Consider the following 26,238-nt stretch of genomic DNA (forward strand, 5'->3'; position numbering starts at 1 on the left):
GTGGCTTACACAGCCGCCAGCGCCTGGTCCAGATCGGCCAGCAGGTCGTCGATATGCTCGATGCCGACCGACAGGCGCACCGTGTCTTCGCCCACGCCCGCCTTGGCCAGCTCGTCCGGGTTGAGCTGGCGGTGCGTGGTGGACGCCGGGTGCGTGGCCAGCGAGCGCACATCGCCGATGTTGACCAGGCGGGTGAACAGCTGCAGCGCATCCAGGAAGCGGGCGCCGGCCTCGCGTCCGCCCACACCTTCACTTTTCACGCCGAAGGTCAGAATGCCCGAGGCCTTGCCGTGCAAATACTTCTTGGCCAGCGGGTAGTCGGCATGGTCTTCCAGGCCGGCGTAGTTGACCCACTTCACCTTGGCCGACTTTTGCAGGTGCTGGGCAATCGCCAAGGTGTTGCTGTTAATACGGTCCATGCGCAGAGCCAGGGTCTCGATGCCTTGCAGGATCAGGAACGCGTTGAACGGCGAAATGGCCGCACCGGTATTGCGGAGCGGCACCACGCGCGCCCGGCCGATATAGGCCGCGGCACCCAGGGCCTCGGTGTAGACCACGCCGTGGTAGCTGGGGTCGGGCTCGTTGAGTCGCTTGAAACGCGCCTTGTGCTCTGCCCAGGGGAACTTGCCGGAATCGACGATGGCTCCGCCAATGCTGGTGCCGTGGCCGCCCAGGTATTTGGTCAGCGAATGCACCACGATGTCGGCGCCATGCTCGATGGGCCGGCTCAGGTAGGGGCTGGGCACGGTGTTGTCCACGATCAGCGGCACGCCGTGGCGATGCGCGATCTCGGCAATGGCGGCGATGTCGGTCACGTTGCCGGCGGGGTTGCCCAGCGACTCGACGAACACCGCCTTGGTCTTGTCGTCGAACAGGCCTTCAAAGCTTTTCGGGTCGCGGTGGTCGGCAAAGCGGGTGGTGATGCCAAATTGCGGCAACGTGTGGGCGAACAGGTTGTAGGTGCCGCCGTACAACGCGGTGCTGCTGATGATGTTGTCGCCGGCCTCGGCAATCGTCTGGATGGCGTAGGTCACCGCCGCCTGGCCGGAGGCCAGGGCCAGCGCGGCAATGCCACCTTCCAGGGCCGCCACGCGCTGCTCCAGGATGTCCTGCGTCGGATTCATGATCCGGGTGTAGATATTGCCCGGCACCTTCAGGTCGAACAGGTCGGCGCCGTGCTGCGCGCTGTCAAAAGCATAGGCCACGGTCTGGTAGATCGGCGGCGCAACGGCGCGCGTTGTCGGGTCCGGCGAATAGCCGGCGTGGACCGACTTGGTTTCAAACTTCCAGTTGCTGCTGTCTCTTGCCATGCTGTCTCCCGAAGGTTGTGGTGAAAATCAAATTGCCCAATTGAGACCGAAGATGGGTGTCAAATCGCCGCCCCGCGCAGGTGGAACGTGCGCAGGCTGCTCTGGTTTTTGCAGCACGCGATCCAGGATGCGTTTCTCGATGCGGGCAAACTCGGCGTCGCCTTGCGAGCGAGGCCGGGCCAGGGCAATGGTTTCGTCCAGCGCAATGCGGCCGTCTTCGATCAGGATCACGCGGTCGGCCAGGGCCACCGCCTCCTGCACGTCGTGGGTCACCAGCAGCGCGGTGAAGCGGTGCTGCTGCCACAGGCTTTCGATCAGGCGGTGCATCTCGATGCGGGTCAAAGCGTCCAGCGCGCCCAGGGGCTCGTCCAGCAGCAGCAGGCGCGGCTGGCGTACCAAAGCACGGGCCAGGGCCACGCGCTGGCGCTGCCCGCCGGACAGGCGCGACGGCCATTCGTTCTTGCGGTCGGCCAGGCCGACCTGGGCCAGCACCTCTTCACCACGGGCGCGCGCCTCGGGCGGCAGGCCCAGCACCACGTTGTCCAGCACGCGGCGCCAGGGCAGCAGACGCGACTCCTGGAACATGATGCGGGTGTCGTCGTGCAGGCCGTGCACGGCCTTGTCGTCTATGGACAGTGCGCCGCTACTGGCGGCTTCCAGCCCGGCAACCAGGCGCAGCAAGGTGCTTTTGCCGCAGCCGCTGCGGCCCACGATGGCGATGAACTGGCCGGGCTCCACCGTCAGCTGCGCCTTGCGCAGCACCTCGCGGTCGCCATATTTCTTGGTGAGGCTGCGGGCTTCCAGCTTGACGCCGCCCTTGGTGGTGTTGCTCATATATTCAGGTTCCAGGTTGAAACAGGGCGGCGTCCAGCGCGTTGACTTTGCGCGGCAGCAGCTTTTCAGAAAAGAAGGCGTCTGCAATGCGCTGTTGCTCACCCAGCACGTTGGCCACCACGGGCCGCACGGCGTAGCTGCGGCGGCTGTTGGCCTGCTCGACGGTGGCGGCGTCCAGCCCCCAGACGGGTGCCAGCAGCGCAGCCGCGTCCTGCGGTTTTTGCTTGACCCAGACACCGGCTTTTTGCAGCTCGGTATAGAGCAGTTGCAGCACCTCGGGGTGGGCCTGGGCAAACGGCGTACCCGCCAGGTAGTAGCGCTGGTACGAGGCGATGCCGGTGCCATCGGCCAGCACGCGCAGGCTGGACTGGCGCTGCGCGGCGGACAGGAACGGGTCCCACACCACCCAGGCGTCGATGGCGCCACGCTCAAAGGCCGCGCGGCCGTCAGCCGGCGTCAGGTAGGCGGGCTCGATGTCCTTGAACGACAGGCCGGCCTTCTCCAGCGCGGCCAGCAGCAGGTAGTGCACGCCAGCGGCCTTAGCAAAACCGATCTTCTTGCCCTTCAGGTCGGCCAAGGTCTTGATGGGCGAATCAGCGCGCACCACGATGGCCTGGGCCGCGGGCGAAGGTGCCTCCTGGGCCACAAAGGTCAGCTTGGCCCCTGCCGCCTGCGCGAACACGGGCACGGTATCGGCCACGTCGGCGCTGATGTCTACGTTGCCCAGATTCAATGCCTCCAGCAGCGGCAGGCCGCTGGTGAATTCATGCCAGCTCACCTTGGCACCCAGCGCCGCTAGCTGCTTTTCCAGCAGGCCCTGGGTCTTCAGCACCACCACCAGGGTGGACGACTTTTGGTAGCCGATGCGCACCGTGAAAGGTGCTGCAGTTTGCGCCAGCACCGGGCCAGCCGCCAGGGCGGCGATAGAAGCCAATACGCCGCGTCGATGGATAGAAAAGTTCATGGTCTTAGGCAATCCGCAGCCGGTTCATTGATAACCAGGGTGCCAACGTAGCCACCAGCGTTCTAGCCCTCGGGCGAAAAGGTCAGCCAGCTTGCCCAGCAAGGCGTACAACAAGATGCCCACCAGCACGATGTCGGTCTGCAGGAATTCACGGGCATTCATGGTCAGGTAGCCGATGCCGGACTGGGCGGAGATGGTCTCGGCCACAATCAAAATCACCCACATCAGCCCCAGCGAAAAGCGCAGCCCCACCAGGATGCTGGACAGCGCGCCCGGCAGCACCACGTCGCGGTACAGCTGCCAGCGCGACAGGCCGTAGGTGCGGCCCATCTCGATCAGCTGCGGGTCTACATTGCGGATGCCGTGGAAGGTGTTGAGGTAGATCGGGAAGAACACCGACACCGCGATCAAAAACAGCTTGGCCATTTCGTCAATGCCGAACCACAAAATCACCAGCGGTATCAGCGCCAGCGCCGGGATGTTGCGCACCATCTGGATGCTGGAGTCCAGCAGGGTTTCAAAAAACTTCACCGAGCCGGTCAGCAAACCCAGCAGCAGACCCAGGCCGCCGCCGATGGCCAGGCCGGTCAGGGCGCGGCCAGCGCTCACCTTGACGTGGGTGAACAGCTCGCCGGACAAGGTCAGCGTCCAAGCCGCCTTGACCACGTCCACTGGCGCGGGCAGCACTCGGGTGGACAACCAGCCCAGGGACGACGCGACCTGCCAGACCACGATCAAGGTGATGGGCACCAACCAGGGCAACAAGCCCTGCCCTACGCTGGCGGCGAATACCTTCAGCTGGGCAAAGTTGCGCGAAGGTGTGGGGGCGTCCGGGGCCTCCAGCGCTTCTGCAAAAGCATGCGGAAACGGCGTGACCTGTAGCTCGCTCTCTTGCGGCAGGGAACGGGTGGCCTGGGGGTGGATGTTGTGGGAAACAGTGCTGCTCATACCGTACTCGCTTGGGATGCATCGGGCTCCAGAAACTCCAGGCGGTTGCCCGCCGGGTCTTTCACGTAAAAGCGCAGGTGGCCGACCAGCGGCTGGGTTTCCTCCAGCACCACATCGGCCGACAGCAGGCGCCGGCGCAGGCTGGGCAGGTCCTGCACCTCAAAAGCCAAGTGCGCGGGCACGGGGCTGGGCTGCCAGTTCTCGGTGGGCACCAGGTCCACGCGCTGGTGGCCGGCCACGAAGCGCAACGGCGCGCCTTCGGTTGGCTGCTGGCCCACCTTGAATTCGGTCAGGCCGATCAGCTGGTTATAGAAGCGGCGTATCTGCGCCTCGTCACCGGCCCGAAAGCCCAGCTGCGCGTGGTGGATGGAGTGGATGTTCATGGCGGCGCTCTTCTTGAAGGGGTTGTCAGCTTTGCGATGCCTGGGGTACAAAGTTGTTGCCAATCACCTCGCCAAACGGGCCGGTCAAGGTTTGGCCGGGCAGCTTGTTGCGCAGCGACAGCGGCAGCAGCGGAAACACCAGTTCGGCGAAGCGGTAAGCCTCTTCCAAGTGCGGGTAGCCAGACAGCACAAAGGTGTCCAAGCCCAGGTCGGCGTATTCCTGCAGGCGCGCGGCCACGGTCTTGGGGTCGCCCACCAGCGCGGTGCCGGCTCCGCCGCGTACCAAGCCCACACCGGCCCAGAGGTTGGGGCTGATTTCCAGGTCGGCACGGGTGCGCTTCTTACCACCAGCGTGCAGGGCGGCCATGCGGCGCTGGCCGGTGGAGTCCATGCGGGCAAAGGCGGCCTGGGCGCGGATGACGGTATCGTCGTCCAGCCGGCTGATAAGGCTTTCGGCGGCCTTCCAGGCCTCGTCGTCCGTCTCACGCACGATGACATGCAGGCGGATACCGAACTTGACGGTGCGGTTCTGCTTGGCGGCACGGGCGCGTACGTCGGCCACCTTTTTGGCGACCTCTGCGGGTGGCTCGCCCCAGGTGAGGTAGGTCTCAACCTGCTCGGCGGCCAGGTCGTGCGCGGCGTCGGACGAGCCGCCGAAGTACACCGGCGGGTGCGGTTCCTGCAGTGGCGGGTAGAGCAGCTTGGCGCCCTTCACGCTCAGGTGCTTGCCCTCGAAGTCATAGCTTTCGCCGTCGTGGCTGCGTGCCAGGATGTTGCGCCAGATGCGGATGAATTCGGCCGATTGTTCGTAGCGCTGGGCGTGGTCCAGATACACGCCGTCGCCTTCCAGCTCGATCTGGTCGCCGCCGGTCACCAGGTTGATCAGCAGGCGGCCGCCGGACAAGCGGTCAAAGGTGGCCGCCATGCGTGCGGCCAGGGCCGGCTGGTGCAGGCCGGGGCGCACAGCGACCAGGAACTTCAGGCGCTTGGTCACCGGCAACAGCGCCGAGGCCACCACCCAGGGGTCTTCGCAGGAGCGGCCGGTGGGGATCAGCACGCCTTCATAGCCCACGCTGTCGGCGGCCTGGGCTACCTGCTTCAGGTAGTCGAAATTGACCTCACGCGCACCTTCACTGGTGCCAAGGTAGCGGCTGTCGCCGTGGGTGGGGATGAACCAGAAGACTTGCATTGCAAACAACTCCAAAAATCGCGAACGTGAAAGTTAACGGCGGGCATCGACCCGGTGGTTGCCACGGCTGGACACGCAGCGCAGATAGCGAACCGGTACCACGCCCCAGGGACGGAACAGGCCATTCGCTACCAATTTAGTAGCTACCAGCGCAGGTAGTCCCTGCGCTGGAGGGCTAAAAAGCCCCCAACTCACTGCCGTGGTCACCAGCAGGCGCAGCGCGTTCTGTTGCACGTTCTGCTGCGTGCGTTGCTGCGTGTCTGTGGTGGGGCTGCGGGTCGCCATGGCCAGCACCTCAGGCCACGCCGGCCTGGGCGGCTTCCAGAATGCTGATCTTTTTGGGCAGCAGCTTCAGCTCCCAGAAGGTGTCGGCGATTTGCTGCTGCTCGGCCAGGATGGCCTTGGTGATGGCAACCGTGCCGTAGGGCGTGCGGTTCACTGCCACCTCGACCACGCCCCGGTCCAGGCCCAGCACGGCAGCGTATTCGGTGGCCGCGTCAGAGCGCTGGCTGCCGGCCCATTTCTCGATGGCGCCCACCTCCTCCACCGCGATGCGCAGGATGTCGGCATTCTTCTCTGCAAAGCTGCGCGAGGTGAAGTAATAGCCGCGGTTGTTGACCACGCCGGTGGCGTCGGCCAGCAGGCGGGCATCGGCACTCTTTTGCGCAGCGGCCAGGAACGGGTCCCAGATCACCCAGGCGTCCACCGAGCCCTGCACAAAGGCGGCGCGTGCGTCGGCGGGCGCCAGGTGCACGTGCTGCACATCGGCGTAGGCCAGGCCGTTCTTTTCCAGCAGTTTGGCCAGGAAGAACTGCACGTTGGAGCCCTTGTTGTAGGCAATCTTCTTGCCCTTGAGGTCCGTCACCTTCTGGATGGCCGAGGCCTTGGGCACCACAATCGCCTCGCTGGTGGGGCGTGGCACGGTGGCCGCCGCGTAGACCAGGGGTGCGCCAGCGGCCTGGGCGAAGATGGGCGGTGCTTCGCCCACATCGCCGAAGTCGATGGAGCCCACGTTCAGCGCCTCCAGCTGCACCGGGCCGGCGTTAAATTCGGTCCAGGTGACGTTGACGCCCAGCGGGGCCAGTCGCTTTTCCAGCGTGCCACGGGCCTTCAAGAAGCTCAGCACGCCTTTCTGGTTGCCGATGCGCAGGGTGCGGGTCACGGGCGTTTGGGCCAGGGCGTTGAAGGCTGGCAATGCCAGGCTGGCGGCGGATGCGCCGGCGATCAGCAGGCGGCGGCGTTGTTCAAAGTTGGATGTGCTCATGGTGTGCTCTGGTGTCTTGGGTATGCGCAGGCAAAGCTCTGCCCTGCCGCTGCGCAGCGGTCAAAAAAGTCAAACGGTGAAAGAAGGGGTGGAGCGGTTTAAACGCTACAGCGCACGTCGGCAAAATGCACCGGGGCGTAGTGCGGCTGCACCACGGGCCTGCGCTTGCCGGTGAAGGGCAGCAGGTCCACCACGCCTTCCAACCGGCGCGCAAGTTCTACGTCGATCTGCTGGCCTTCTTGCGGCAACAACACCACCTGGGCGTCAATGGCGAACACGCCTGGCAGGATGTGCTCGGCCGACAGCGACTGCAGCACCGGGCGCAGCGCGTAGTCCAGCGCCAGCATGTGGTGCGGGCTGCCACCGGTGGCCACCGGCAGCACGGTCTTGCCCTTGAAGGCGGTCTGCGGTAGCAGGTCCAGGAACAGCTTCAGCACACCGCTGTACGCGGCCTTGTAGATGGGCGTGGCCACCACCACCGCCGTGGCCCGCGCCACCTGGGCAATTGCCTGGGCGATGCTGGGGTGGGCCACGTTGGCCAGCAACAGGGCCTGGGGCGACAGGTCTCGGATCTGCACCCGGTCCACCTGCGCACCATGCAGCTGCAGGCGCTGCTGCACGGCGTCCAGCAGGACGGCGGAGCGGGACCGCTCCGAGGGGCTGCCGGCAATCAATAAAACGGACATGTGGTGGACTCCCAGGTTGGCGTGCGCTTAAGCGTGGACAGGCTTACTTTTTTCCGTAGAACTGGTCGAACACACCGCCATCGGCGAAGTGCGTCTTCTGGGCTTTTTGCCAGCCGCCGAACAGGTCGTCGATGGTGAACAGATTCACGTTGCCAAACTGCTTGGCGTACTTGGCGGCGGCGGTCTTGTCGCGGGGACGGTAGTAGTTCTTGCCGGCCAGGTCCTGGCCCACGGGGCTGTACAGGTATTGCAAGTAGGCCTCGGCCACCTTGCGGGTGCCGCGCTTGTCCACCACCTTGTCGACCACGCTGACAGGTGGCTCGGCCAGGATGGACAGGCTGGGGGTGACGATCTCGAACTTGTCCTTGCCGAACTCGCCCAGCACCAGGTAGGCCTCGTTTTCCCAGGCGATCAGCACATCACCCTGGCCGCGCTCGGCAAAGCTGATGGTGGAGCCGCGGGCGCCGGAGTCCAGCACCACCGCGTTCTTGTAAATGCCGGCCACGAAGTCACGCGCCTGGGCGTCGGTGGCGTTGTTCTTCTTCACCGCGTAGCCCCAGGCGGCCAGGTAGTTCCAGCGGGCGCCGCCGGAAGTCTTGGGGTTGGGCGTGACCACGGCAACGCCGGGACGCACCAGGTCCGACCAGTCGGTGATCTTCTTGGGGTTGCCCTTGCGCACCAGGAACACAATGGTCGAGGTATAGGGCGATGCGTTGTTGGGCAAACGCTTTTGCCAGTCGGCAGGGATCAGCTTGCCGTATTCATGCAATGCGTCCACGTCGTAGCCCAGGGCCAGCGTGGCCACGTCGGCTTCCAGCCCGTCAATGATGGAGCGGGCCTGTTTGCCCGAGCCGCCGTGTGACTGGCTGATGGTCACATCCTGGCCAGTCTTGGCCTTCCAGTCCTTGGCGAATGCGGCGTTGAAGTCTTTGTAGAACTCACGGGTGGGGTCGTAAGATACATTTAGCAACGTAATCGGCGCCTGGGCATGTGCGGCCAAGCCGGCTGCAGACAAAGCCAGGGCCACGAAGGATTGCGAGAATTGGCGGCGAGTAGTCATAAAGCTTCCACGGAGTCCATAAAGATTGCGATGGATGGATTCTGGAAGCGGCACGTAAAAACTGGAACGAATGAATTCTCAGTTGTTTATTACTTATTCATCTCATAAGCCTCGGACCCAAAGTTATATGCAGGGTCTGACCCTGCTCGGCCTTTGCCTGTGGGCGGCGGCCCCCGCCTGGTCGCAGGCACGCTTCAAGTCGGATGTCATGCGCAATTTTGGCGGCGTGTACGCCAGCAGCTGCGGCAACCCCAGCGGCCCCAGGCTGCGCGTGGCCTGGGATGCGCTGGTGGTAGAGCACGGCGACAAGCGCATCGTGGGCCGCAATGTGCAGGCCGATACCCGTTACTACGGCGCCGCCGCACAGCTGCCACATTTCCAGGTGGCGCTGACCAGCACGCTGCGGTCTGGCGCCAAGCTGGACTTTGTGGTGCTGGAAGAAAAGTCCATCGTCAACATTACGCTGCAGGCCGATCCCAAGCTACAACAGGCACTGGGCAAGACCATTCTGGCGGCCAAGTACCACCGCTGCAGCAACGACAAGCCAGGCAACAAGGGCGAGGAAGCCGCCGACGAAACGCATGACGGCAGCCAGGCCACCCTGCCCGAGCCCATGAGCGATATCGAGAAGATGCTGCTCAACCCCCAGTTCAAGGCCACCTACACCCGGGCGCTGGGCCCGCTGGTGCGCGACCGCTGGCTGGCGCGGCTGGAAGGCCCGCGCCCGCCGATGCGGCGCGAGCACATCGCCGGCACCGAATACGTGGTGATTGCGGTGTGCAAGCCGCATTTCTGCACCAACTACAACGCTGCCCTGCTCTACGCTCCCCAGCAGAACCTGCTCTACGGCAAGGTCTTCCAGCTGGGCAGCAGCACCCAGCTGGGCGAACCACCGCCGATGGTGCAGACGCGCCTGGACGCGCTATGGGCCGAGCAGTGGCTGCAACACTGAAGCGCTATTGAAATAGTAGCTGCCTGCGCAGGTGCTATCTGCGCCAGTGGCTTATTTGCTTATAAACGCCGGACCGGCTTCTTGACCCACACCAGGCGGTAGTAAGTGGTTTGCATGGCCAACATGGCCAGAAACGCCACCGGGTAGGCGGCCCAAATACCATTCAAGCCGTAGTACTGGCTCAGCACCCAGGCCACCGGCACCTCCACCCCGCCAATCGCCAGCATGGTCAGCGCCGTGGGCACCAGCACCGTGCCGCTGGCGCGCATCAGCCCCGACAAGACCATGGACATGCCCATGATGATGATGCCCCACAGCATGGTGTGCAGCAGGGTCTGGGCCAGCTCGACCACCGCCGGGTCGGTGATGAACAGGCCCAGGATACGGCGCGAAAACAGGTAGGCCAGCAGCACCAGCGCCCCGGTCAGCAGCAGATTCATCCAGATGCCGGTGCGGGCGATCTTGCCCAGCGTGTCGCCCCGCCCAGCGCCAATCGCCTGCGCACCCAGGATGGAGGCGGTGATGGCAATCGAAAACGCCGGGAACTGCACATAGGACACGATCTGGTTCACCGCGCCATAGGCCGCTGTGGCCTGCGAACCAAAACGGTTCACCAGGAACAGCACGGCGATCTCGGCCAGCGAGATGGTGATCATGGACAGGCCCGTGGGCAGGCCTATGCGCAGCACCTTGGCCAGAATCTGCCGGTCTATCCGCAGATGCGGCCGGAAGGTGGCGTCTGGTGCCAGCACATGGCGCACGCGCAGCAGGTGCCAGGCCGTCCAGGCCATGGCCACCGCAAAACCCAGCCCAGCCGCGTAGGCGCCACTGACCACGCCCAGCTGCGGCAGGCCGCCCCAGCCGCGTATCAGCGCCGGCGTGGCCAACAGGCTCACAGCGGTGGAGATCAGCAGGGTTTTCAGCGGCGTCTTGGTATCGCCCACGCCGCGCATCATGGAGGTGACCAGCAGGAATAGAAACACCGCCGGCGAGGCCACCAGCATCACCCGCGCATAGGCCGTGGCGTCGCCCAGAATGTCGGCCGGCGTGCCCAGGGAGCGCAGCAAGCCGTCGGTGAACATACCGCCAAACAGGGCCACCACCACACCGGCGTACAAGCCCACCATCAGCGTGGTGCCGGCAATCGCCTTCACCCGCTCGGGCTCCTTCGCGCCCCAGGCCTGGCCTATGAGCACGGCAGCGCCCGAGCCCAGGCCAATCATGAAGGCGATCAGAAAGAACAGCACCGGAAAGAATGCCGACACCGCCGCCATCGCGCCCACGCCCAGCATCTGGCCCAGGTAGATATTGTTCACCGTGCCCGACAGCGCCTGCAGGATATTGCTGACAATCATCGGCGCCAGAAACGCCAGGTACACCCGCCACAAAACCCTGGGCTGGGCCGGCGGCCCGGGCATGGCGACGCCCGCAGGCACGGCCGCACTACGACTTGCATCCATATCTGTCCTTTAAAACGTATTCACGATTTCTTGGGGTTCGAAGGCGTTGGCCACGATCTTTTGCAGATGGGCCTGCACATCGGCCGGCCAGCTGGCTATCTGTGCTTCAAACGCTTGCGCGTCCGCGGCGAACAGGGCCCGACTGGCTTCTTCAAACCCGGGGGCATCGCCCGCGATGGTGGACATGAACTTGTAGCCCACGGCGCTGCAGCGGGTCACCTCGTCCTTGCGCTCGGACGCAAGCCGCGCCACTTCCACCAGCTTGCGCAGCGCCACCGAGGCTCCACCGGGCTGGGTAGCCAACCATTCCCAATGGCGGGGCAGCAGGGTCACCTCGCGCGCCACCACGCCCAGCTTGGGTCGACCCGGCCCGCGCGGCGCCCGGCCGGAGGCACTGTCTTCCGCCGGCAGCGGCGCAGGCTCGGCCATGGCATCCACCGCCTGTGCCTGCTGCACCAACTGCACCGCGAACTCCTCCACCGTGCCACGCCAGTCCAGCTCCAGCACTTCGCTGGTGGCGTCGTCAAACACCCAAACCGACGCAGGGGTGGCACTGTCAGCGCCGGCGTCCACCGCCATCTTGGCGCGCATGGCCACATCGCGCAGCGCCCCCGCTGCAATGCAGTTGCCGCCTTCGAAGGCGGTGCAAGAAGTATCCAACCAAGCCATATTTTTACCCGGATTTAATCAATCCGCGGATTCTACCCGGATTGAATACCTAGGCAATTTATACCCGGGTAAAAAATTGCAAACCCGGCTTACGCGGGCTTTTCAACCGGCACGACCGGATGGGTCGGCTGGATCGACTGCATGGGCACATCACGCAACACCATGGTCGACGGGTTGGACAACGGCAGCCCGGCTGCGCGCAGCTCCTTCAGCACCACCAGCAACACGTCGCTGCGCACGCTGTATGAACGCCGGGGCGACGGCACATAGGCTGTGGCGTTAAACATCAGCTTGCCATTGCTGTCTATGCCCTCCAGCGCCACGCTGGGCGCAGGCGTGGGCTGCACCTCGGGGTGGTTGGTGAAAGCCGCCAACAACACGTCCTGCACGCGCTGCACATCGGTGTCCAGCGGCATGGGCAGCTTGATCTGCACCAGACCCAGCGGGCTGGCGTGGGTGATGTTGCGTACCGTCTTGGTGATGAACTCCGAGTTCGGCACGATCACCGTGGAGCGGTCGCTCATCTGGATCTCGGTGGCGCGCACATTGATGCGGCGGATATCGCCCTCCACCGTGCCCAGCACCACCCAGTCACCCACCTTCACCGGCCGCTCGGCCAGCAGGATCAGGCCGGAGACAAAGTTCTGCACCACCGCCTGCAGGCCAAAACCGATACCTACCGACAAGGCACTGGCCACCCAGGCCACCCGCTCCAGGCCAATGCCCACGGCCGACATGGCCATGGCCACCACCGTCACGCTGCCGGCATAGCCAAACAGGGTGCTGGCCGACATCTGCATGCCCGCGTCCAGCGTGGTGGTGGGCAGGAAATGGTCTTTCAGCCAGCGCTTGAGCGTACGCACGCCCAACAGCCCGCCCACCACGACCGCCAGGGCCAGCAGCACCGCCGTAGGCCGCAGCTGGATTTCACCAATCGCCAGGCCGTCGCCCAGCGCCGAGGCGCGGTGCATCAACTCGGGCGGCCCATCACCAAACGGCGACAGCACCAGCAGCAAGGCCACCAGCGCCACCGTGGCACGCACCACGCCAGACAGCAGCACGGCCGCCTGGTCGCGCAGGCGCCAGACTTCGGGCTCGGGTGTTTCCACCGGGGCCGATGCCAGCCAGCCCATGCACATATCGTCCACCAACATCATCAGCAAATAGGCCGTGCCCGAGACGATGGTGCACCAGGCTACCTGGCGCAATACAAAGCTGCCCAGCGCCACATAGCCCAGCAGCAAGCCCACCACGCTGGCCGCCAGCACCAGCCAGAGCAGAAATGCCAAGCTGCTCAGCCACAGCGGCCGGGCCGGCACCTGGTCGGCGCCCGGTCCTTCGAGCTGGCGGCGCAGCCGCTCGCCACGCATCACCGCCATCACCATGCTCAGGCCCAAGGCCAGGGCCAGAATGCAGTTCAGGGCGACGGCGGTGGCCAGGCTGGCATTCACCAGGCTGTAGAGCTGCTCGGCCAGCCAGCCCGCCGTGGTCACCAGCGCCAGCACCAACGGAAACCGGCGCAGGCCAACCGCCACCGTATCCGGCATGGCCGACAAGCGCCAGGTGGGCCGATTGGGCGACAGCAAGGCCTGGCCCAGGCCTGCCACGTAGCCGCCAAAACAGGCCAGGCCCACGCTGCGCACCAGCAAGGCATGGGGCAGCTCGGACAGATCGCTATTCCACTCCAGCCCGGTGCGTACCACCAGGGCCACCAGCCCCCAGGACAGCACCGACAGCAGCACCCGCAGCACGGCATACAGCGAGCGACGCAAGCGCCCACCCGGCACCTTGTGGCTGACCAGGTACAGCACCGCTACCTCCAGCCGATTTCGCACCAGCGCCAGCACGGCCAAGGCCGCTGCCATGCCCAGCCACACGCCCACGGTGGCAGCCCGCAAGGCCTTCACCAGTTCGCCCACCAGGTCGGCAGAGCGGCCCGCATCGGCCACGAAGTTGTCACGCAGCTCGTTCCAGAACGGCGGCGCCAGGATGGACGCCGTGCGCTGACCCAGCTGGGCCTGGAACTGCGCGCGCCGCTGCGCGGAAATCTGCGACGCCAGTTGCTCGCTCTCCACCACCAGCAGGCGCGCCAGCTTGAGCTGCGCATCCAGCGCATTGCGACTCTTGTCCAGCTCGCTACGCATGGAGCTGATGTCGCTGGCCTCTTTTTTGTCGGCCGGCGCGGCGCCCAGCTCGCTCAGCCGGGCCTGCACGCTGTCCAGCTGCGGCGCCAGTTCGTCTGCGGCTTTTTGCGCTTGCGCCTCGGCTGCTATGGCGGTGCTGCGCCAGGCCATCAGATCGGTCTCGGCATCCGCATCGGGCAGATTCTTCTGCATGGTCTCGATCTGCTGGCGCAGCTTGTCCAGCGAGTCGTCCAGCGCCCCCGGCTGCGCCCAGGCCGGCACGCCAACACAGACCAGGCATAGCAGCATGCTGGCAAAAACCTTGAAGAAAAATTGGCCTCTTGCGCTCATGGATATTGGTTTGTCTGCTATGAATTTCATAAATTTATGGGCTGGCTGGCGAGCCCCTCGGTACACCGCGGTACTTCCTGGGGGTATCCGCCCGGCCTGCAGCTGCAGCACCGTCGGAGCTACAGGCAAAGCAGTGACGGTACCATTGATGCCCCCACCCCCAGTAATGCCGCCGGCGAATTCAAACCGCCGAGCTGCGGAATTGCCGGCACGCTCTCGCAGGAGACTCGCCACCTGGCCTGCGGGATATCTGAGGCGAACCTCGCGCCTGGGCCATCACCCGCCACACACTGAAAACCATGTACTCTTCCAAGCTGACCATTCGAGCCGCACAGGCCTGCGACGTTCCCCACATCCTCGCAATGATCCACGAGATGGCGGAATTCGAGCATCTGACACATCTGCTGAATGCGTCTGAAGAGCAATTGAAGAACGACCTGTTCGGCCCCCAGCCAGCCGCCGAATGCGCAGTCGCCACGGTAGACGCGCAGCCCGTAGGCTACGCCCTGTTTTTCCACAACTACTCCACCTTTCTGACGCGCCGAGGTCTGTACCTGGAAGACCTGTACGTCAAGGCCGACGCGCGCAGCCTGGGCGTGGGCAAGGCCCTGCTGAAGCACCTGGCCAAGCTGGCCTGCGAGCGCCAGTGCGCACGTTTCGAATGGAGCGTGCTGGACTGGAACACCGCAGCCATCCAGTTCTATGAAAAGCTGGGTGCCAGCGTGCTGCCCGACTGGCGCACCTGCCGCGTCACAGGCGATGCGCTGCAGGCCATGGCCCAGGACTAAAACGGCCTCTCAAGCCCCCAGCTGCGCCCAGGCTTTATCCAGCCGCTTGGCGCTCACCGGCTGCGGGGTCTTCAGTTCTTGCGCGAAGAAGCTGACGCGCAGCTCCTCCAGCAGCCAGCGGAACTCCTGCATGCGCGCATCCGCCACGCCCTTGCGCTCGGCCACCAGGCGCCAGTAGCGCTGCTCCTGCGGGCGCAGCTCGGCTAGGCGGGCGGCGTCGCGGGCTGGGTCGGCGCGGTACTTGTCCAGCCGCGCGGTGATGGCCTTCAGGTAGCGGGCGTAGTGCTGCAGCGGGCCCCAGGGCGTGTTCGCCAGGAAGCGCTTGGGCATCAAACGCGCCAGCTGCTGGGCGGCGTCGGCGGTGGCGTCGGGTGCGTTCTTGGTGTCCTTGATCTTGCGGGCGGCCGTGGCGTATTCCGTCAGGATGGTCAGCGCCAGCCGCGCCACCTCGTTGGCGATCAGGGTCAGGCGGCCCCGGCCTTCGTCGATGCGGCGCTTGAAGTCGAATTCGTCGGTGGGCAGCGGGTCGAGCAGAAAGGCCCGGTCCAGCGCCACGTCGATGATCTGCGCACGCAATTCTTCTATCGTGCCGCCGCCGGAGCCATCGGCGTTCTTGCCGACCTGCATGAAGACCACGGCCATTTTCTGCAGGTCGGGGATGTTCTTTTCCAGGTACTTCAGCGCGTCCTTGATCTGCAGCGAGAACAGGCGGCGCAGGCCGGCGCGGTGCTTGGCGGCAGCCACCTCGGGCTCGTCGAAGACCTCGATGGTCACCGCATCGCCCGCGTCGATCAGGCCGGGGTAGCCGATCAGCGTCTGGCCACCCTTCTGGATTTCCAGCAGCTCTGGCAGCTCGCCAAAGGTCCAGGCGGTGTAGCGCTGGTTCGCTGGCGTGGCCGGCTTTGCTGCGGTTTTTGTAGCTGCTTGCGAAGGTACTGTCTGCGCTGCAGGCTGATTTTCCTTAGAAACTGGTTGAGCGGCGGCGTTACTCGCCATCTTCAAACCGGCCAGCGCCTGGAAGGCTCCGCGCGCCTGCGCCCCCAGCTCGGATTTCAACGCGCCCAGGTTGCGGCCCGTGCCCAGCTGACGGCCATGCTCATCCACCACGCGGAAGTTCATGAACATGTGCGGGCTGAGCATGTCGGCCTTGATGTCGGCCCGCACCACGTCCAGCGAAGTGGCGGCGCGCACCAGCTTCAGCACCGCATCGACAAGGGTGCCGTGGCCGAACAGCGCGGGCGCGTTCAGCGTCTCGGCCATCTTGGCGGCAGTGTCGGGCAGCGGCACCAGGCGGGAGCGCGGGCGCTGGTGCAGGGTTTTGATCAAGGCCTGGATCTTGTCTTTCAGCATGCCCGGCACCAGCCATTCGCAGCGCTCGTCGTTCACCTGGTTCAGAACGAACAGCGGCACGGTGACGGTCAGGCCGTCCTTGGCGTCGCCGGGTTCGTGCAGATAGGTCGCCAGGCAGTCCACGCCGCCGAGGCGGATGGTCTTGGGGAAGGACTGGGTGGTGATGCCGGCGGCCTCATGGCGCATCAGCTCTTCGCGGGTCAGCATCAGCAGCTTGGGGTTGATCTGCTGCGCGTCACGGTACCAGCGCTCGAAGCTGGCGCCGCCATATACGTCGGCGGGCAACTGCTGGTCGTAGAAGGCGTAGATCAGTTCGTCGTCCACCAGCACGTCCTGCCGGCGCGCCTTGTGCTCCAGGTCTTCCACCTGCTTGATCAGCTTGAGGTTGGCCGCCAGGAACGGGAACTTGCAGTCCCATTGGCCCTGCACCAGCGCTTCGCGGATGAAGATTTCCCGCGCACCCACCGGGTCGACCCGGCCGAAATTGGCGCGGCGTCCGCTGTAGATGACGATGCCGTATAGCGTGGCCCGCTCCAGCGCGGTGACCTCGCTGGCCTTCTTTTCCCAGTGCGGGTCCAGCAGCTGCTTCTTCAGCAAATGGCCGGCCACCTGCTCGACCCACTGCGGCTCGATGGCGGCAATGCCGCGGCCGAACAGGCGCGTGGTTTCCACCAGCTCGGCTACCACGATCCAGCGGCCCGGCTTCTTGCGCAGATGCGCGCCCGGATGGCGGTGGAACTTGATGCCGCGCGCGCCCAGGTATTCGGTCTGCGCGACCTCGTCGCCCTCGGTCTTCCAGCCGATATTGCCCAGCAGGCCGGACAGCATCGACAGATGGATCTGCTCGTAGCTGGCTGGCGCAGCGTTGAGCCGCCATTTGTGCTCGGCCACCACGGTGTGCAGCTGGCTGTAGATGTCGCGCCACTCGCGCACGCGGCGGATGTTGATGAAGTTCTGGCGCAGCAGCTGCTCGTACTGGCGGTTGCTGAGCTTGTGTGCGCCCTCCCCACCGCGGGCGTCGTTGATCCACTTCCACAGGTTCAGGTAGCCGCTGAACTCGCTGCGGTCGTCGTCAAACTTGGCATGTGCCTGGTCGGCCTGGGTCTGCAGGTCCATGGGCCGGTCGCGCACGTCCTGCACGCTCAGGGCCGATGCAATCACCAGCACCTCGTCGAGCGCGCTGCGGTCGCGGGCCTCCAGAATCATGCGGCCGACGCGCGGGTCGAGTGGCAGCTTGGCGAGCTCCTTGCCGGTGCCGGTCAGCTCGTTTGCGTCGTCCACTGCGCCCAGTTCGGCCAGCAGCTGGTAGCCGTCGGCAATCGCGCGGCCCTGGGGTTTCTCTAAAAACGGAAAGTCTTCGACGATGCCCAGGTGCAGCGACTTCATGCGCAAGATCACGCCGGCCAGCGAGCTGCGCAGGATTTCGGGGTCGGTAAAGCGCGGGCGGCCGTTGAAGTCTTGCTCGTCGTACAGGCGTATGCAGATACCGTTGGCGACCCGGCCGCAGCGGCCGGCGCGCTGGTTGGCGGAGCTTTGGCTGATAGGCTCGACCAGCAGCTGCTCCACCTTGCTACGGAAAGAATAGCGCTTCACGCGCGCCGTACCTGCGTCAATCACGTACCGGATGCCTGGTACCGTGAGCGAAGTCTCGGCCACGTTAGTAGCCAGCACGATGCGCCGGCCGCCGGCGTGGTTGTCGAAAATCCGGTCCTGCTCGGCCGGGCTCAGGCGCGCAAACAGCGGCAGCACCTCGGCACTGCGGAACACCGGCTGGTGGCTCACATGCTTGCGCAAATGGTCGGCGGCTTCGCGGATTTCGCGCTCGCCGGGCAGGAAGATCAGGATGTCGCCGGCGTTGTGCGGGTCGCGCCAGAGCTCGTCCACCGCGTCGGCGATGGCCTCGTTCAGTCCGTAGTCGCGGCTTTCCTCGAACGGCCGGTAGCGCTGCTCCACCGGGAACATGCGGCCGGACACCATGATGACCGGGGCCGGGCCTTTCTTGGACTCGAAATGCTTGGCGAAGCGGTCGGCGTCGATGGTTGCCGAGGTGACGATGATCTTCAAATCCGGGCGGCGCGGCAGGATCTGGCGCAGATAGCCGAGCAAGAAGTCGATGTTCAGGCTGCGCTCGTGCGCCTCGTCGATGATGATGGTGTCGTAGGCGTTCAGCAGCGGGTCGGTCTGCGTCTCGGCCAGCAAGATGCCGTCGGTCATCAGCTTCACCGAGGCGTCGCGCCCCAGGCGGTCCTGGAAGCGCACCTTGAAGCCGACCACATCGCCTAGCGGCGTCTTCAGCTCTTCGGCAATCCGTTTCGCCACCGAGCTGGCGGCAATGCGCCGCGGCTGGGTGTGGCCGATCAGCTTGCCGCGTTGGCCTTCGGGGTAGTTCAGTTTGCCGCGGCCCATGGCCAGGGCGATCTTGGGTAGCTGGGTGGTTTTGCCGGAGCCGGTTTCGCCGCAGATGATGACCACCTGGTGGGCGGCAATGGCGGCTTCGATCTCTTCGCGCCGTTCTGAGACGGGTAGCGAAGCGGGGAATTCAATTTTCAACATGGGTGGATTATCCGGGCTGCGTTTGGCCCTTGCCGTGCGCCCGCGGCCAGAGTCAGCACAAGTGGCACTTAGCTTGCTTTGATATACCGGTGCGTAAGGCTGTTTAGCCCCTGGCGACACCGTAGATAGACCACAAAAATTCTTTGGAGACAAACCCATGCCCATGCTTTCGAACCGATTCCTGCTCACGCCGCTGGCGTCCCTGTGTGTGCTGTTCAGCGCGTCGGCATACGCCGACGTATTTGTGAGCAGCGAGAAAGACAACCAGATTTTGCAGATGGATGGCGACGGTAAGGTCATCAAAAGCATTCCCGCCTGCAAACGCCCACGGCATATGGCGTGGACCCATGGCGGGCAGCACATCCTGGTTGCGTGCGGCGACGGCAATCAGCTCAGCGTCGTGGACATCCAGACCGGCAAGCAGATCGACACCATCCCCACCGGCGAGAGCCCGGAGATATTCGCGCTCTCGCCCGACGGCAAGTCGGCCTATGTTTCGATTGAGGACGACAGCCAGATGGCCGCCTACGACGTGGCCAGCAAGAAACCCTTGTTCTCCGTCAAGACCGGAGCCGAGCCCGAAGGTGTACTGGCCTCGGCCGATGGGAAGTTTGTCTACGTAACTTCGGAGGTGGCGAATGCGGTGTATGCCGTGGACGTGGCCACACGCAAGGTAAGCGGCCAGGCCAGGGTCGGCATGCGCCCGAGGCGCTTTGCCATGGCGCCCGACGGCAGCGAACTGTGGGTGAGCAACGAACTCGGTGCCAGCGTCAGCATCATCGATACCGCCAGCATGAAGGTAAAGCAGACCCTGCCCTTCCAGCTGACCGGCATACGCGCAGCCGACATCACGCCGGTCGGCATACTGATGACGGCCGACGGCAAAACCGTATGGGTGGCATTGGGCCGCGCCAACCATGTCGCGGAAGTGGACGTGGCGGCGCGCACCGTGCGCCGCCTGGTGCTGGTAGGAAAAAGAGCCTGGGGCCTGGCGCTGAGCAAGGACAACGCCCGCCTGTATGTGGCCAATGGCATGTCGGACGACATGAGCATCATTGACACTGCCAGCGGCAAGGCACTGAAAACGGTGCCGGTAGGCCGGGTACCGCACACCATCCTGACCAACTGAAAGCCGCGGGCCACACAGCCCGCCGGGCCCGCACCGGCAAATTTACGGTGCGGCCAAGGTCAAGCCCTGCGACTGAAAAATCTTCAACAGTTCGCCTCCTTGGCGTAGCGCATCCAAGGCCTGGTCCAGCACGGTTGCCAGCTCCTTGCTGCCGGCCTTGACGGCCATGCCCAGCGGCCAGCCATTGGGGGAAATGCCGGGCAGCATCAGCCTGGAAAAAGCCCAGTCCTTTTTATCCAGGCGGAGCTCGAAAACAGCCGCCTCGGCCTGGGCCAATGTGACGAAGGCAGCGCTGGCACGCTGGGTCAGCATGGCTTTCGCGGCATCCACGCCGGTCTTGAAAATGGCGACCTGCTCACGCAGCAAGCCGCCCTTGTAGCCCATGAGCGCACTGGCCGCGCCGCTGCCTTGCTCCACCGCGATCTTCTGCTGCACCAGGTCCTCCGGGTTATAGACCTGTGGCAGAGCCCGCGGGTTGTGCAGGACCACCAGGTGCTCACGCGCATAGGGGCCAAAAATGAACACCTGCCGGTTCTCGTCCATGAAGTATTTGTCCAGCGGTACATGCAGCATCACGTCTGCGGGTCCATATCCCAGATAGTGACCACGCCACACCATATTACGCAGGTCATCGTTCATGTTTTCACCGGCGTCAAATGGCAGCAGCGACAGATTGAGCTGCAGCTGCCTGGCTAAAGCCTGGGCCAGGCCGACATCCAGGCCGGTCATGCCGGCCGAGGAGCCGTCCGAGTACGGAGCGTTGTCTTTGTAGAGCGCGACCTTAAGAATTCCGCTGGCCCTGATTCTCTCCATCGGCGTGCGCTCCTGCGTCCAGGCGGAGGGAACCACTCCGGCCAGAAGCGGCATGGCCCACAGCATTCTTCTGCGCGTCAACCGGCTGGTGGCCGGCGTGTATGGCTTGTTGCTCAAGTGTGTCTCCGGTTGTGTATGGGCACCTGACGATTCAAGGCTCGCGGCGCGTTTCCAGGTAGGTTTTGATCGACCAAATGGCCTCCTGGGTCAGGATGCCCTCGAACGGCGGCATGTAGACCCGGCCGTCGCGCGCACGCCCGCGCCGCACGGTGGAGATGAAGTAGTCATCCATTTCCTTGAAGCAAGCCAGTTTCTTGGCCTCGTCCCCGAGCCCCGTGCAATCGGCGTCCAGTTTGCGCAGATCGGGCGAGATGCCGCCCGAGATCGCCTCCAGCCCGTGGCAGCGCGCGCAGTTCTGGTTGTAGGCAGAAGTGCCGATGCGTAGCGCTTCCTTGTGGCCATCGCCTGCCGAGTAAGGGTTGGTATCCAGCCATTTGCTGCCGAGCTGCGGCAGGGTGCTGGTATCCACCGACTGCGGAACCACATCGCCATGCGCCATCGCCATCAAACTGCCCAGTGACAAGCAAGCTGCCAAACCAGCAGCCGCCCAGGTGCCGCGGTGTGAGAAGAACGGTTTCATACTTTTGCCTCCAATATTGTGTTCATGATGTCTTGCAAGGCAGCAAATACCGGGCCAGTGAAAACACTGGCATCCGCGGCTCAATTTGCCGGATGCACGGTACAAAACACGGATCGTTTGTGCCAATTTGACGCACATCAAACTCCAGGCGCGGCAAGCCTGTCCCTGTACGTTGAGTGCTGTATCGAAACGGAGCAAAATGCGCCCAGCACACAATAACCAGCGCTTCCGTCCGTTCACCGCTTTTGCTTCAACCTGCACCCTGTTGCCTTGGGCTGAAAGCCGGAACGGATAGGAGAGCCGCCCGGAGACAACATGATTCAACAGAGCCATTTGGTCGTTGGTGAAGCCACATCCAATCCCGCCACGGGACCGCAGCTCATCGGCGCCGAGTATTCTGCGCTGATTGGTTCCTCCAAGCTGCGCTCCAAGGCATATGGACTGGAAGAGTTCGATAACCCCGATCTTTCCGCCGCGGCACGCGGCCTGATGAACCAGGCGCTGGAAGAGAACCGCTTTCTGTACCAGCATGCGGCGCCCGTCATGGAAACGCTGTACGAGCAGATCGCCAATACGCAAAGCATGATTCTGCTCACCACACGCAGCGGAATGATCCTGCATTCGCTGGGCGATGCAGACTTTTTGCAGAAGGCTTCGAAGGTGGCCTTGCAGCCAGGCGTGGACTGGTCGGAAAAAGGCAAAGGCACGAATGCCATCGGCACCGCGCTGGCTGAGGAGAAGCCCATCGTGGTCCATGGCGACCAGCACTACCTGCAGGCCAACCGGTTTCTCACCTGTTCGTGCACGCCCATCTTCGACCCGCACGGAAAAGTCATCGGCGCGCTGGACGTCACGGGCGACTACCGCAGCTACCACCAGCACACCATGGCGCTGGCACGCATGTCCGCGCAGATGATCGAGAACCACATGTTTGCCGATGTGTTTCCCACAGAAATCCTCGTGCGCTTCCACACCCGCGCCGAGTTCCTCGGGACGCTGATGGAGGGCATTGCGGTCTTCAACCAGGACGGGCGCTTCATCACCGCCAATCGCAGCGCTCAGTTCCAGTTTGGCATGTCCGCCACGGCCCTGAGCGCCCACACTTTCTATTCTCTTTTCGGCATCTCCACATCGCAATTTCACGATCGTGTCCGAGCCGCGAAAGGGCATGTGGCTTCGCTCTGCCTGCACAACGGCGTCACCATCTGCTGCCGTGCAGAAATCAAAAGCCAACGCGCGTTCGATGCCATTGACTTCTCGGGCAGCGACACGGCAGCGCCCGCGATGCCGGCCAAGAGTGAGGGCAAGTCGCCACATCTGGACAGCAGAGCGCATAAAAAAGCCGCGCTGTCCAGCCTGCGCTACCTGGATACGGGCGATCAACAGGTTGCGGCCGTGATTGAAAAATTGCAGCTGGTACGCGGTCGCGACATTCCGATCATGATCCTGGGCGAAACCGGAACCGGAAAGGACTTGCTTGCGCAGGCCATCCACAACGACTCGCCACGCGCCAACAACAATTTTGTTTCGGTGAATTGCGCCTCCATTCCGGAGACCCTGATCGAGTCGGAACTCTTCGGCTACGAGGAAGGCGCATTTACCGGAGCCAAGCGCAAGGGCGCCATGGGCAAGGTGCAGTTCGCCAATGGTGGAACGCTGTTTCTGGACGAAATTGGCGACATGCCCAAGCATCTGCAGGCGCGGCTGTTGCGCGTGCTCCAGGAACGCAAGGTCAGCCCGCTGGGCGCAGGCAAAGAGGTGGAGGTGGATGTGGCCGTGATCTGCGCCACCAATAAGAACCTCAAGGAAATGATCGCCCGGGGCGAGTTCCGCGAGGACTTGTACTACCGCCTGAATGGACTGGTCGTGCGCCTACCGGCCTTGCGCGAGCGCCAGGACCTGGATGTGGTGACGCGCAAAATCCTGGCCAGCGTGTGCCAGGCGGCGGTGCCCGTAGGCATCTCCAGCGAAGTTATGGCGATGTTCCACCAATACCCTTGGCCCGGCAACTTCCGCCAGCTGTTCAACCTGCTGCGCACGGCCGTGGTGATGGCGGGATGCGCCGAAGAAATCGAGATCTGCCACCTGCCGGAGGACTTTCTGGACGAGATGAACTACGTGAGTTCAGCACAGCCTAAGGCCCCTGCGCCGGGACTGCAGATCAGGGTCGAAACGCCGGCCGGCTTGGTACTCGCCCCCTCCACGGCCAAGGAGACCAGTAGCCTGGAGGACGTGGCCCTGGAAGCCATGGCCCGGGCGCTGCGCGCTACCGGCGGCAATGTCTCGGTCGCCGCGAAGCTGCTGGGCGTGTCCCGCAACACCATCTATCGCAAGAAGGCGCAGCTGCCCGACGACGTCTGGGGTTGACGCGACAGCCGCGGCGGATCTGGCGAGACGTTGTGTTGCCAGTCCCCTATTTGTCGATAGTCATGACCCAGCGCGCTAGCGTGTTCAACTCGTCCGGACTGAGCGAGGCATGGGGCGGCATGGGAATACGTCCCCACTTGCCCTTGGATCCGTATTGAATGGATTGCACCAGGGATGCCACAGCGTCCTTGTCGGCGCTGTACTTGGCGGCAACGCTGGCATACGAGGGGCCCACGATTTTCTCAGAGGCGGAATGGCAGGTGAAACAGCCGCTGTTCTTTGCCAGTTCCATCGCTGCCTTGACGTCGGCGGCGCTCATGGGCTGCGCCGCATGGAGCGCACCCGATAACAACAAGAGGGGGGCGAGGAGGATGCGCATGATCAATCGATTTCAAAATAGGACTTGCGTAGCGCCTTCTATGCCGCCCTTTGGGCGAACAGGAGATCTTGCGCAAGTCCTGCAAAAGTTAAAAATAGGCTCTGGCCGCAGCCAATCCAGCGGACCAGAGCCATCCCATAGCAGCCAGCGTCCGACCTACTTTGACGCCAGCTTGAATGTCCAGACCGAACCGCCCTGCTCCAGGAAGTTGACCTTCTTGGCCACCTCGCCGCCCCACAGCGGCACGGCACCGCCCCAGCCAGACACCACGCTCACGTACTGGTCTGCGCCGTCATTCCAAGTGATGGGAGGAGCCACCACGCCGGAGCCGGTTTGAAACTGCCACAGCACCTTGCCGGTCTTGGCGTCTGCGGCTTTCAGGTAGCCCTCGGGCGTGCCCCAGAACACCAGGTCACCCGCGGTGGTCAGCACGCCGCCCCACAGAGGCGCGTTGTTCTTGACCTCCCAAGCCACGTTGCCGGTCTTGGGATCGATGGCGCGCAGGGAGCCGATATGGTCCTCGAACAGCGGCTTGATGGTGAAGCCCGCCCCCAGATAGGCGCCGCCCTTCTTGTAGCTGATGGGTTCGTTCCATATCTCCATGCCCCATTCGTTGGTGGGTACATAGAACAGTTTTGTCTTCGGGCTGTAGGCCATGGGCATCTGGTTCTTGCCACCGAGAAAGCCCGGTGCTGAAAAGACGGATGCACCTTTTTTACCGTCGCCGCCCGCTGCGCTGGGGTCCCCCGGGCGGTTGGCCGCGTCAAAATTGGGACGGCCCGTTTCCAGGTCGATGCTGCTGGCCCAGGTGGTCTTCTTCACAAACGGAAACGCATTCAGCAGCTTGCCGCCGGTGGCGTCTATCACATAGAAGAAGCCATTGCGGTCGGCCTTGCCGCCCACCCGTTTGCCATCCATGTCGAAGGTCACGAACTCGTTCACGCCATCGAAGTCCCAGGCGTCGTTCGGCGTGCCCTGGTAGTGCCACACGATCTTGCCGGTCTTGACATCAATCGCCACCGTGGAGGCGGAGTACAGGTTGTCGCCCTTGCGCACGTGGCTGTTCCACGGGCCGGGATTGCCGGTACCGAAATAAGCCAGGCCGGTCTTCGCATCGTAGGTGCCGCCCAGCCAGGTGGCTGCCCCACCGGTCTTCCAGGTTTCGCCGGGCCAGCTGGCATTCGTGGTGCCGCTGATGCCGTTTTCCTTGCCGTTGAGGTAGCCCATATGACCCTCCACCACCGGGCGGCTCCAGACCATTTTTCCGGTCTTGGGGTCACGCGCTTCAACCCGCCCGACGACGCCAAACTCACCGCCGGATACGCCGGTCAACAGCAGGCCATCGGCAATCAACGGCGCTGCGGTGTAGCTGTAGCCGGCAGAGTAATCGTCGATCTTTTCGCGCCACACCACCTTGCCTGTGCTCTGGTCCAAGGCCACCAGCTGCGCATCCAGCGTGCCGAAGATCACCAGGTTGTCATAGAGCGCAGCGCCCCGGTTCACCACGTCGCAGCAGGGCATGATGCCTTCGGGCAGACGGTGCTCGTACTTCCACAGCTTTTCGCCGGTCTTGACGTCGATGGCAAAAATGCGCGAATACGAGGCTGTGACAAACATCTTGCCTTTGTAGACCAGCGGCTGCGATTCCTGGCCGCGCTGCTTTTCACCGCCGAACGACATGGACCACGCCGGCACCAGGCGGCTGACGTTGCCGGTGTTGATGGTGGTGAGCGGCGAGAAGCGCTGGCCTTGCGTTCCCAGCCCCCAGCTCAGCACGGATTCCGTATCCGTCGCGTCGTTGGCAATCATGGCATCGGTCACTTGTGCCCCCACGTGCGCGGTACCCGCGGCAATGAGTAAGCCGAGTATTTTTCTTTTCACAATCATGTCTCCTGTTTAAGTGCTGGCTCAAAACACTGCCTTGGCAAAAGCAGTGGCATCGGATCACTCTTTGCCTGGTGCAAAGCAATCAACCACCATGCTTTGCGCAATATGCATGCCAGTCGATTGCGTGGTATTTCAGGGC

General features: G+C 63.9%; 22 protein-coding genes. 4 read left to right on the forward strand and 18 right to left on the reverse strand.

Annotated elements, in window-relative coordinates; translation table 11 throughout:
* Window positions 1-5 precede the first annotated feature (5 nt).
* The 10 genes from AC07R0_RS19070 to AC07R0_RS19115 all read right to left on the reverse strand — a co-directional run bounded on the left by AC07R0_RS19070 (window position 6) and on the right by AC07R0_RS19115 (window position 8,638).
* Window positions 6-1,310: an O-acetylhomoserine aminocarboxypropyltransferase/cysteine synthase family protein gene (locus tag AC07R0_RS19070; RefSeq protein ID WP_495106005.1), complete on the reverse strand. Its 1,305-nt coding sequence runs from the start codon at window positions 1,308-1,310 to the stop codon at window positions 6-8.
* Window positions 1,311-1,337: 27 nt separating this feature from the next.
* On the reverse strand, window positions 1,338-2,144 hold the full coding sequence (locus AC07R0_RS19075) for an ATP-binding cassette domain-containing protein (protein ID WP_495106006.1): 807 nt from the start codon (window positions 2,142-2,144) through the stop codon (window positions 1,338-1,340).
* A gap of 4 nt (window positions 2,145-2,148) precedes the next feature.
* Window positions 2,149-3,108: an aliphatic sulfonate ABC transporter substrate-binding protein gene (locus AC07R0_RS19080; RefSeq protein ID WP_495106007.1), complete on the reverse strand. Its 960-nt coding sequence runs from the start codon at window positions 3,106-3,108 to the stop codon at window positions 2,149-2,151.
* A gap of 24 nt (window positions 3,109-3,132) precedes the next feature.
* A complete protein-coding gene (ssuC, locus tag AC07R0_RS19085; RefSeq protein WP_495106008.1) occupies window positions 3,133-4,056 on the reverse strand; it encodes an aliphatic sulfonate ABC transporter permease SsuC in 924 nt (307 codons plus the stop codon).
* Window positions 4,053-4,439, reverse strand: coding sequence for a VOC family protein (locus tag AC07R0_RS19090; RefSeq protein WP_495074603.1), 387 nt, complete (start codon window positions 4,437-4,439; stop codon window positions 4,053-4,055). Before AC07R0_RS19090 ends, ssuC begins: the two co-directional genes overlap by 4 nt.
* 25 nt (window positions 4,440-4,464) lie before the next feature.
* Window positions 4,465-5,628: an FMNH2-dependent alkanesulfonate monooxygenase gene (ssuD, locus tag AC07R0_RS19095; protein WP_495074604.1), complete on the reverse strand. Its 1,164-nt coding sequence runs from the start codon at window positions 5,626-5,628 to the stop codon at window positions 4,465-4,467.
* A gap of 33 nt (window positions 5,629-5,661) precedes the next feature.
* Window positions 5,662-5,913 (reverse strand): hypothetical protein, encoded by a 252-nt coding sequence (locus AC07R0_RS19100; protein WP_495106009.1) that lies wholly within the window; start codon window positions 5,911-5,913, stop codon window positions 5,662-5,664.
* Window positions 5,914-5,923: 10 nt separating this feature from the next.
* Window positions 5,924-6,892, reverse strand: a complete 969-nt coding sequence (locus tag AC07R0_RS19105; protein ID WP_495106010.1) for a sulfonate ABC transporter substrate-binding protein — start codon at window positions 6,890-6,892, stop codon at window positions 5,924-5,926.
* A gap of 98 nt (window positions 6,893-6,990) precedes the next feature.
* Window positions 6,991-7,578, reverse strand: a complete 588-nt coding sequence (gene ssuE / locus AC07R0_RS19110) for an NADPH-dependent FMN reductase (RefSeq protein ID WP_495074607.1) — start codon at window positions 7,576-7,578, stop codon at window positions 6,991-6,993.
* 43 nt (window positions 7,579-7,621) lie between these two features.
* Window positions 7,622-8,638, reverse strand: coding sequence for a sulfate ABC transporter substrate-binding protein (locus tag AC07R0_RS19115; protein WP_495074608.1), 1,017 nt, complete (start codon window positions 8,636-8,638; stop codon window positions 7,622-7,624).
* A gap of 127 nt (window positions 8,639-8,765) precedes the next feature.
* Here AC07R0_RS19115 and AC07R0_RS19120 point away from each other — a divergent pair, with 127 nt between their 5' ends.
* Window positions 8,766-9,590: an Ivy family c-type lysozyme inhibitor gene (locus AC07R0_RS19120; RefSeq protein WP_495096519.1), complete on the forward strand. Its 825-nt coding sequence runs from the start codon at window positions 8,766-8,768 to the stop codon at window positions 9,588-9,590.
* 59 nt (window positions 9,591-9,649) lie between these two features.
* Here the strand turns inward: AC07R0_RS19120 and AC07R0_RS19125 are convergent, their stop codons facing one another.
* The 3 genes from AC07R0_RS19125 to AC07R0_RS19135 all read right to left on the reverse strand — a co-directional run bounded on the left by AC07R0_RS19125 (window position 9,650) and on the right by AC07R0_RS19135 (window position 14,193).
* Window positions 9,650-11,008 (reverse strand): MATE family efflux transporter, encoded by a 1,359-nt coding sequence (locus AC07R0_RS19125; protein WP_495106110.1) that lies wholly within the window; start codon window positions 11,006-11,008, stop codon window positions 9,650-9,652.
* A 51-nt stretch (window positions 11,009-11,059) separates the two neighbouring features.
* Window positions 11,060-11,719, reverse strand: coding sequence for a DUF2239 family protein (locus AC07R0_RS19130; RefSeq protein ID WP_495074610.1), 660 nt, complete (start codon window positions 11,717-11,719; stop codon window positions 11,060-11,062).
* An 89-nt stretch (window positions 11,720-11,808) separates the two neighbouring features.
* The gene (locus AC07R0_RS19135) at window positions 11,809-14,193 is read right to left on the reverse strand and encodes a DUF3772 domain-containing protein (RefSeq protein WP_495106011.1); all 2,385 of its coding nucleotides are present in this window, start codon (window positions 14,191-14,193) and stop codon (window positions 11,809-11,811) included.
* A gap of 299 nt (window positions 14,194-14,492) precedes the next feature.
* Between AC07R0_RS19135 and AC07R0_RS19140 the strand changes: the two genes are divergently transcribed.
* On the forward strand, window positions 14,493-14,981 hold the full coding sequence (locus tag AC07R0_RS19140) for a GNAT family N-acetyltransferase (RefSeq protein WP_495106012.1): 489 nt from the start codon (window positions 14,493-14,495) through the stop codon (window positions 14,979-14,981).
* 9 nt (window positions 14,982-14,990) lie between these two features.
* Here AC07R0_RS19140 and hrpA read toward each other — a convergent pair whose 3' ends face one another.
* Window positions 14,991-19,043, reverse strand: a complete 4,053-nt coding sequence (gene hrpA, locus AC07R0_RS19145; RefSeq protein ID WP_495106013.1) for an ATP-dependent RNA helicase HrpA — start codon at window positions 19,041-19,043, stop codon at window positions 14,991-14,993.
* Between hrpA and AC07R0_RS19150 the strand changes: the two genes are divergently transcribed.
* A complete protein-coding gene (locus AC07R0_RS19150) occupies window positions 19,042-20,013 on the forward strand; it encodes a PQQ-dependent catabolism-associated beta-propeller protein (protein ID WP_495106014.1) in 972 nt (323 codons plus the stop codon). The genes hrpA and AC07R0_RS19150 overlap by 2 nt on opposite strands.
* 42 nt (window positions 20,014-20,055) lie before the next feature.
* Here the strand turns inward: AC07R0_RS19150 and AC07R0_RS19155 are convergent, their stop codons facing one another.
* Together AC07R0_RS19155 and pedF are read right to left on the reverse strand one after the other, a co-directional pair.
* A complete protein-coding gene (locus AC07R0_RS19155; protein ID WP_495106015.1) occupies window positions 20,056-20,943 on the reverse strand; it encodes a substrate-binding periplasmic protein in 888 nt (295 codons plus the stop codon).
* A 34-nt stretch (window positions 20,944-20,977) separates the two neighbouring features.
* A complete protein-coding gene (gene pedF, locus AC07R0_RS19160) occupies window positions 20,978-21,466 on the reverse strand; it encodes a cytochrome c-550 PedF (RefSeq protein WP_495106016.1) in 489 nt (162 codons plus the stop codon).
* Between the two features lie 315 nt (window positions 21,467-21,781).
* On the opposite strand from pedF, the gene AC07R0_RS19165 reads away from it, so the two are divergent.
* On the forward strand, window positions 21,782-23,833 hold the full coding sequence (locus AC07R0_RS19165) for a sigma-54-dependent Fis family transcriptional regulator (protein WP_495106017.1): 2,052 nt from the start codon (window positions 21,782-21,784) through the stop codon (window positions 23,831-23,833).
* Window positions 23,834-23,879: 46 nt separating this feature from the next.
* Here the strand turns inward: AC07R0_RS19165 and AC07R0_RS19170 are convergent, their stop codons facing one another.
* Window positions 23,880-24,212, reverse strand: a complete 333-nt coding sequence (locus AC07R0_RS19170) for a c-type cytochrome (RefSeq protein ID WP_495106018.1) — start codon at window positions 24,210-24,212, stop codon at window positions 23,880-23,882.
* A gap of 156 nt (window positions 24,213-24,368) precedes the next feature.
* On the reverse strand, window positions 24,369-26,099 hold the full coding sequence (locus AC07R0_RS19175; RefSeq protein ID WP_495106019.1) for a PQQ-dependent methanol/ethanol family dehydrogenase: 1,731 nt from the start codon (window positions 26,097-26,099) through the stop codon (window positions 24,369-24,371).
* Window positions 26,100-26,238: the final 139 nt, after the last annotated feature.

This window comes from Rhodoferax sp. GW821-FHT07F03, assembly GCF_059418745.1.

Coding starts and splice junctions, on each gene's coding strand:
- AC07R0_RS19080 (WP_495106007.1), bottom strand. CDS start 3,108: ATGAACTTTTCTATCCATCGACGCGGCGTATTGGCTTCTATCGCCGCC.
- AC07R0_RS19175 (WP_495106019.1), bottom strand. CDS start 26,099: ATGATTGTGAAAAGAAAAATACTCGGCTTACTCATTGCCGCGGGTACC.
- AC07R0_RS19150 (WP_495106014.1), top strand. CDS start 19,042: ATGCCCATGCTTTCGAACCGATTCCTGCTCACGCCGCTGGCGTCCCTG.
- AC07R0_RS19165 (WP_495106017.1), top strand. CDS start 21,782: ATGATTCAACAGAGCCATTTGGTCGTTGGTGAAGCCACATCCAATCCC.
- AC07R0_RS19115 (WP_495074608.1), bottom strand. CDS start 8,638: ATGACTACTCGCCGCCAATTCTCGCAATCCTTCGTGGCCCTGGCTTTG.
- ssuD (WP_495074604.1), bottom strand. CDS start 5,628: ATGCAAGTCTTCTGGTTCATCCCCACCCACGGCGACAGCCGCTACCTT.
- ssuE (WP_495074607.1), bottom strand. CDS start 7,578: ATGTCCGTTTTATTGATTGCCGGCAGCCCCTCGGAGCGGTCCCGCTCC.
- AC07R0_RS19130 (WP_495074610.1), bottom strand. CDS start 11,719: ATGGCTTGGTTGGATACTTCTTGCACCGCCTTCGAAGGCGGCAACTGC.
- AC07R0_RS19090 (WP_495074603.1), bottom strand. CDS start 4,439: ATGAACATCCACTCCATCCACCACGCGCAGCTGGGCTTTCGGGCCGGT.
- AC07R0_RS19100 (WP_495106009.1), bottom strand. CDS start 5,913: ATGGCGACCCGCAGCCCCACCACAGACACGCAGCAACGCACGCAGCAG.
- AC07R0_RS19135 (WP_495106011.1), bottom strand. CDS start 14,193: ATGAGCGCAAGAGGCCAATTTTTCTTCAAGGTTTTTGCCAGCATGCTG.
- AC07R0_RS19170 (WP_495106018.1), bottom strand. CDS start 24,212: ATGCGCATCCTCCTCGCCCCCCTCTTGTTGTTATCGGGTGCGCTCCAT.
- AC07R0_RS19120 (WP_495096519.1), top strand. CDS start 8,766: ATGCAGGGTCTGACCCTGCTCGGCCTTTGCCTGTGGGCGGCGGCCCCC.
- hrpA (WP_495106013.1), bottom strand. CDS start 19,043: ATGGGTTTGTCTCCAAAGAATTTTTGTGGTCTATCTACGGTGTCGCCA.
- AC07R0_RS19125 (WP_495106110.1), bottom strand. CDS start 11,008: ATGCCCGGGCCGCCGGCCCAGCCCAGGGTTTTGTGGCGGGTGTACCTG.
- pedF (WP_495106016.1), bottom strand. CDS start 21,466: ATGAAACCGTTCTTCTCACACCGCGGCACCTGGGCGGCTGCTGGTTTG.
- AC07R0_RS19070 (WP_495106005.1), bottom strand. CDS start 1,310: ATGGCAAGAGACAGCAGCAACTGGAAGTTTGAAACCAAGTCGGTCCAC.
- AC07R0_RS19105 (WP_495106010.1), bottom strand. CDS start 6,892: ATGAGCACATCCAACTTTGAACAACGCCGCCGCCTGCTGATCGCCGGC.
- AC07R0_RS19075 (WP_495106006.1), bottom strand. CDS start 2,144: ATGAGCAACACCACCAAGGGCGGCGTCAAGCTGGAAGCCCGCAGCCTC.
- ssuC (WP_495106008.1), bottom strand. CDS start 4,056: ATGAGCAGCACTGTTTCCCACAACATCCACCCCCAGGCCACCCGTTCC.
- AC07R0_RS19140 (WP_495106012.1), top strand. CDS start 14,493: ATGTACTCTTCCAAGCTGACCATTCGAGCCGCACAGGCCTGCGACGTT.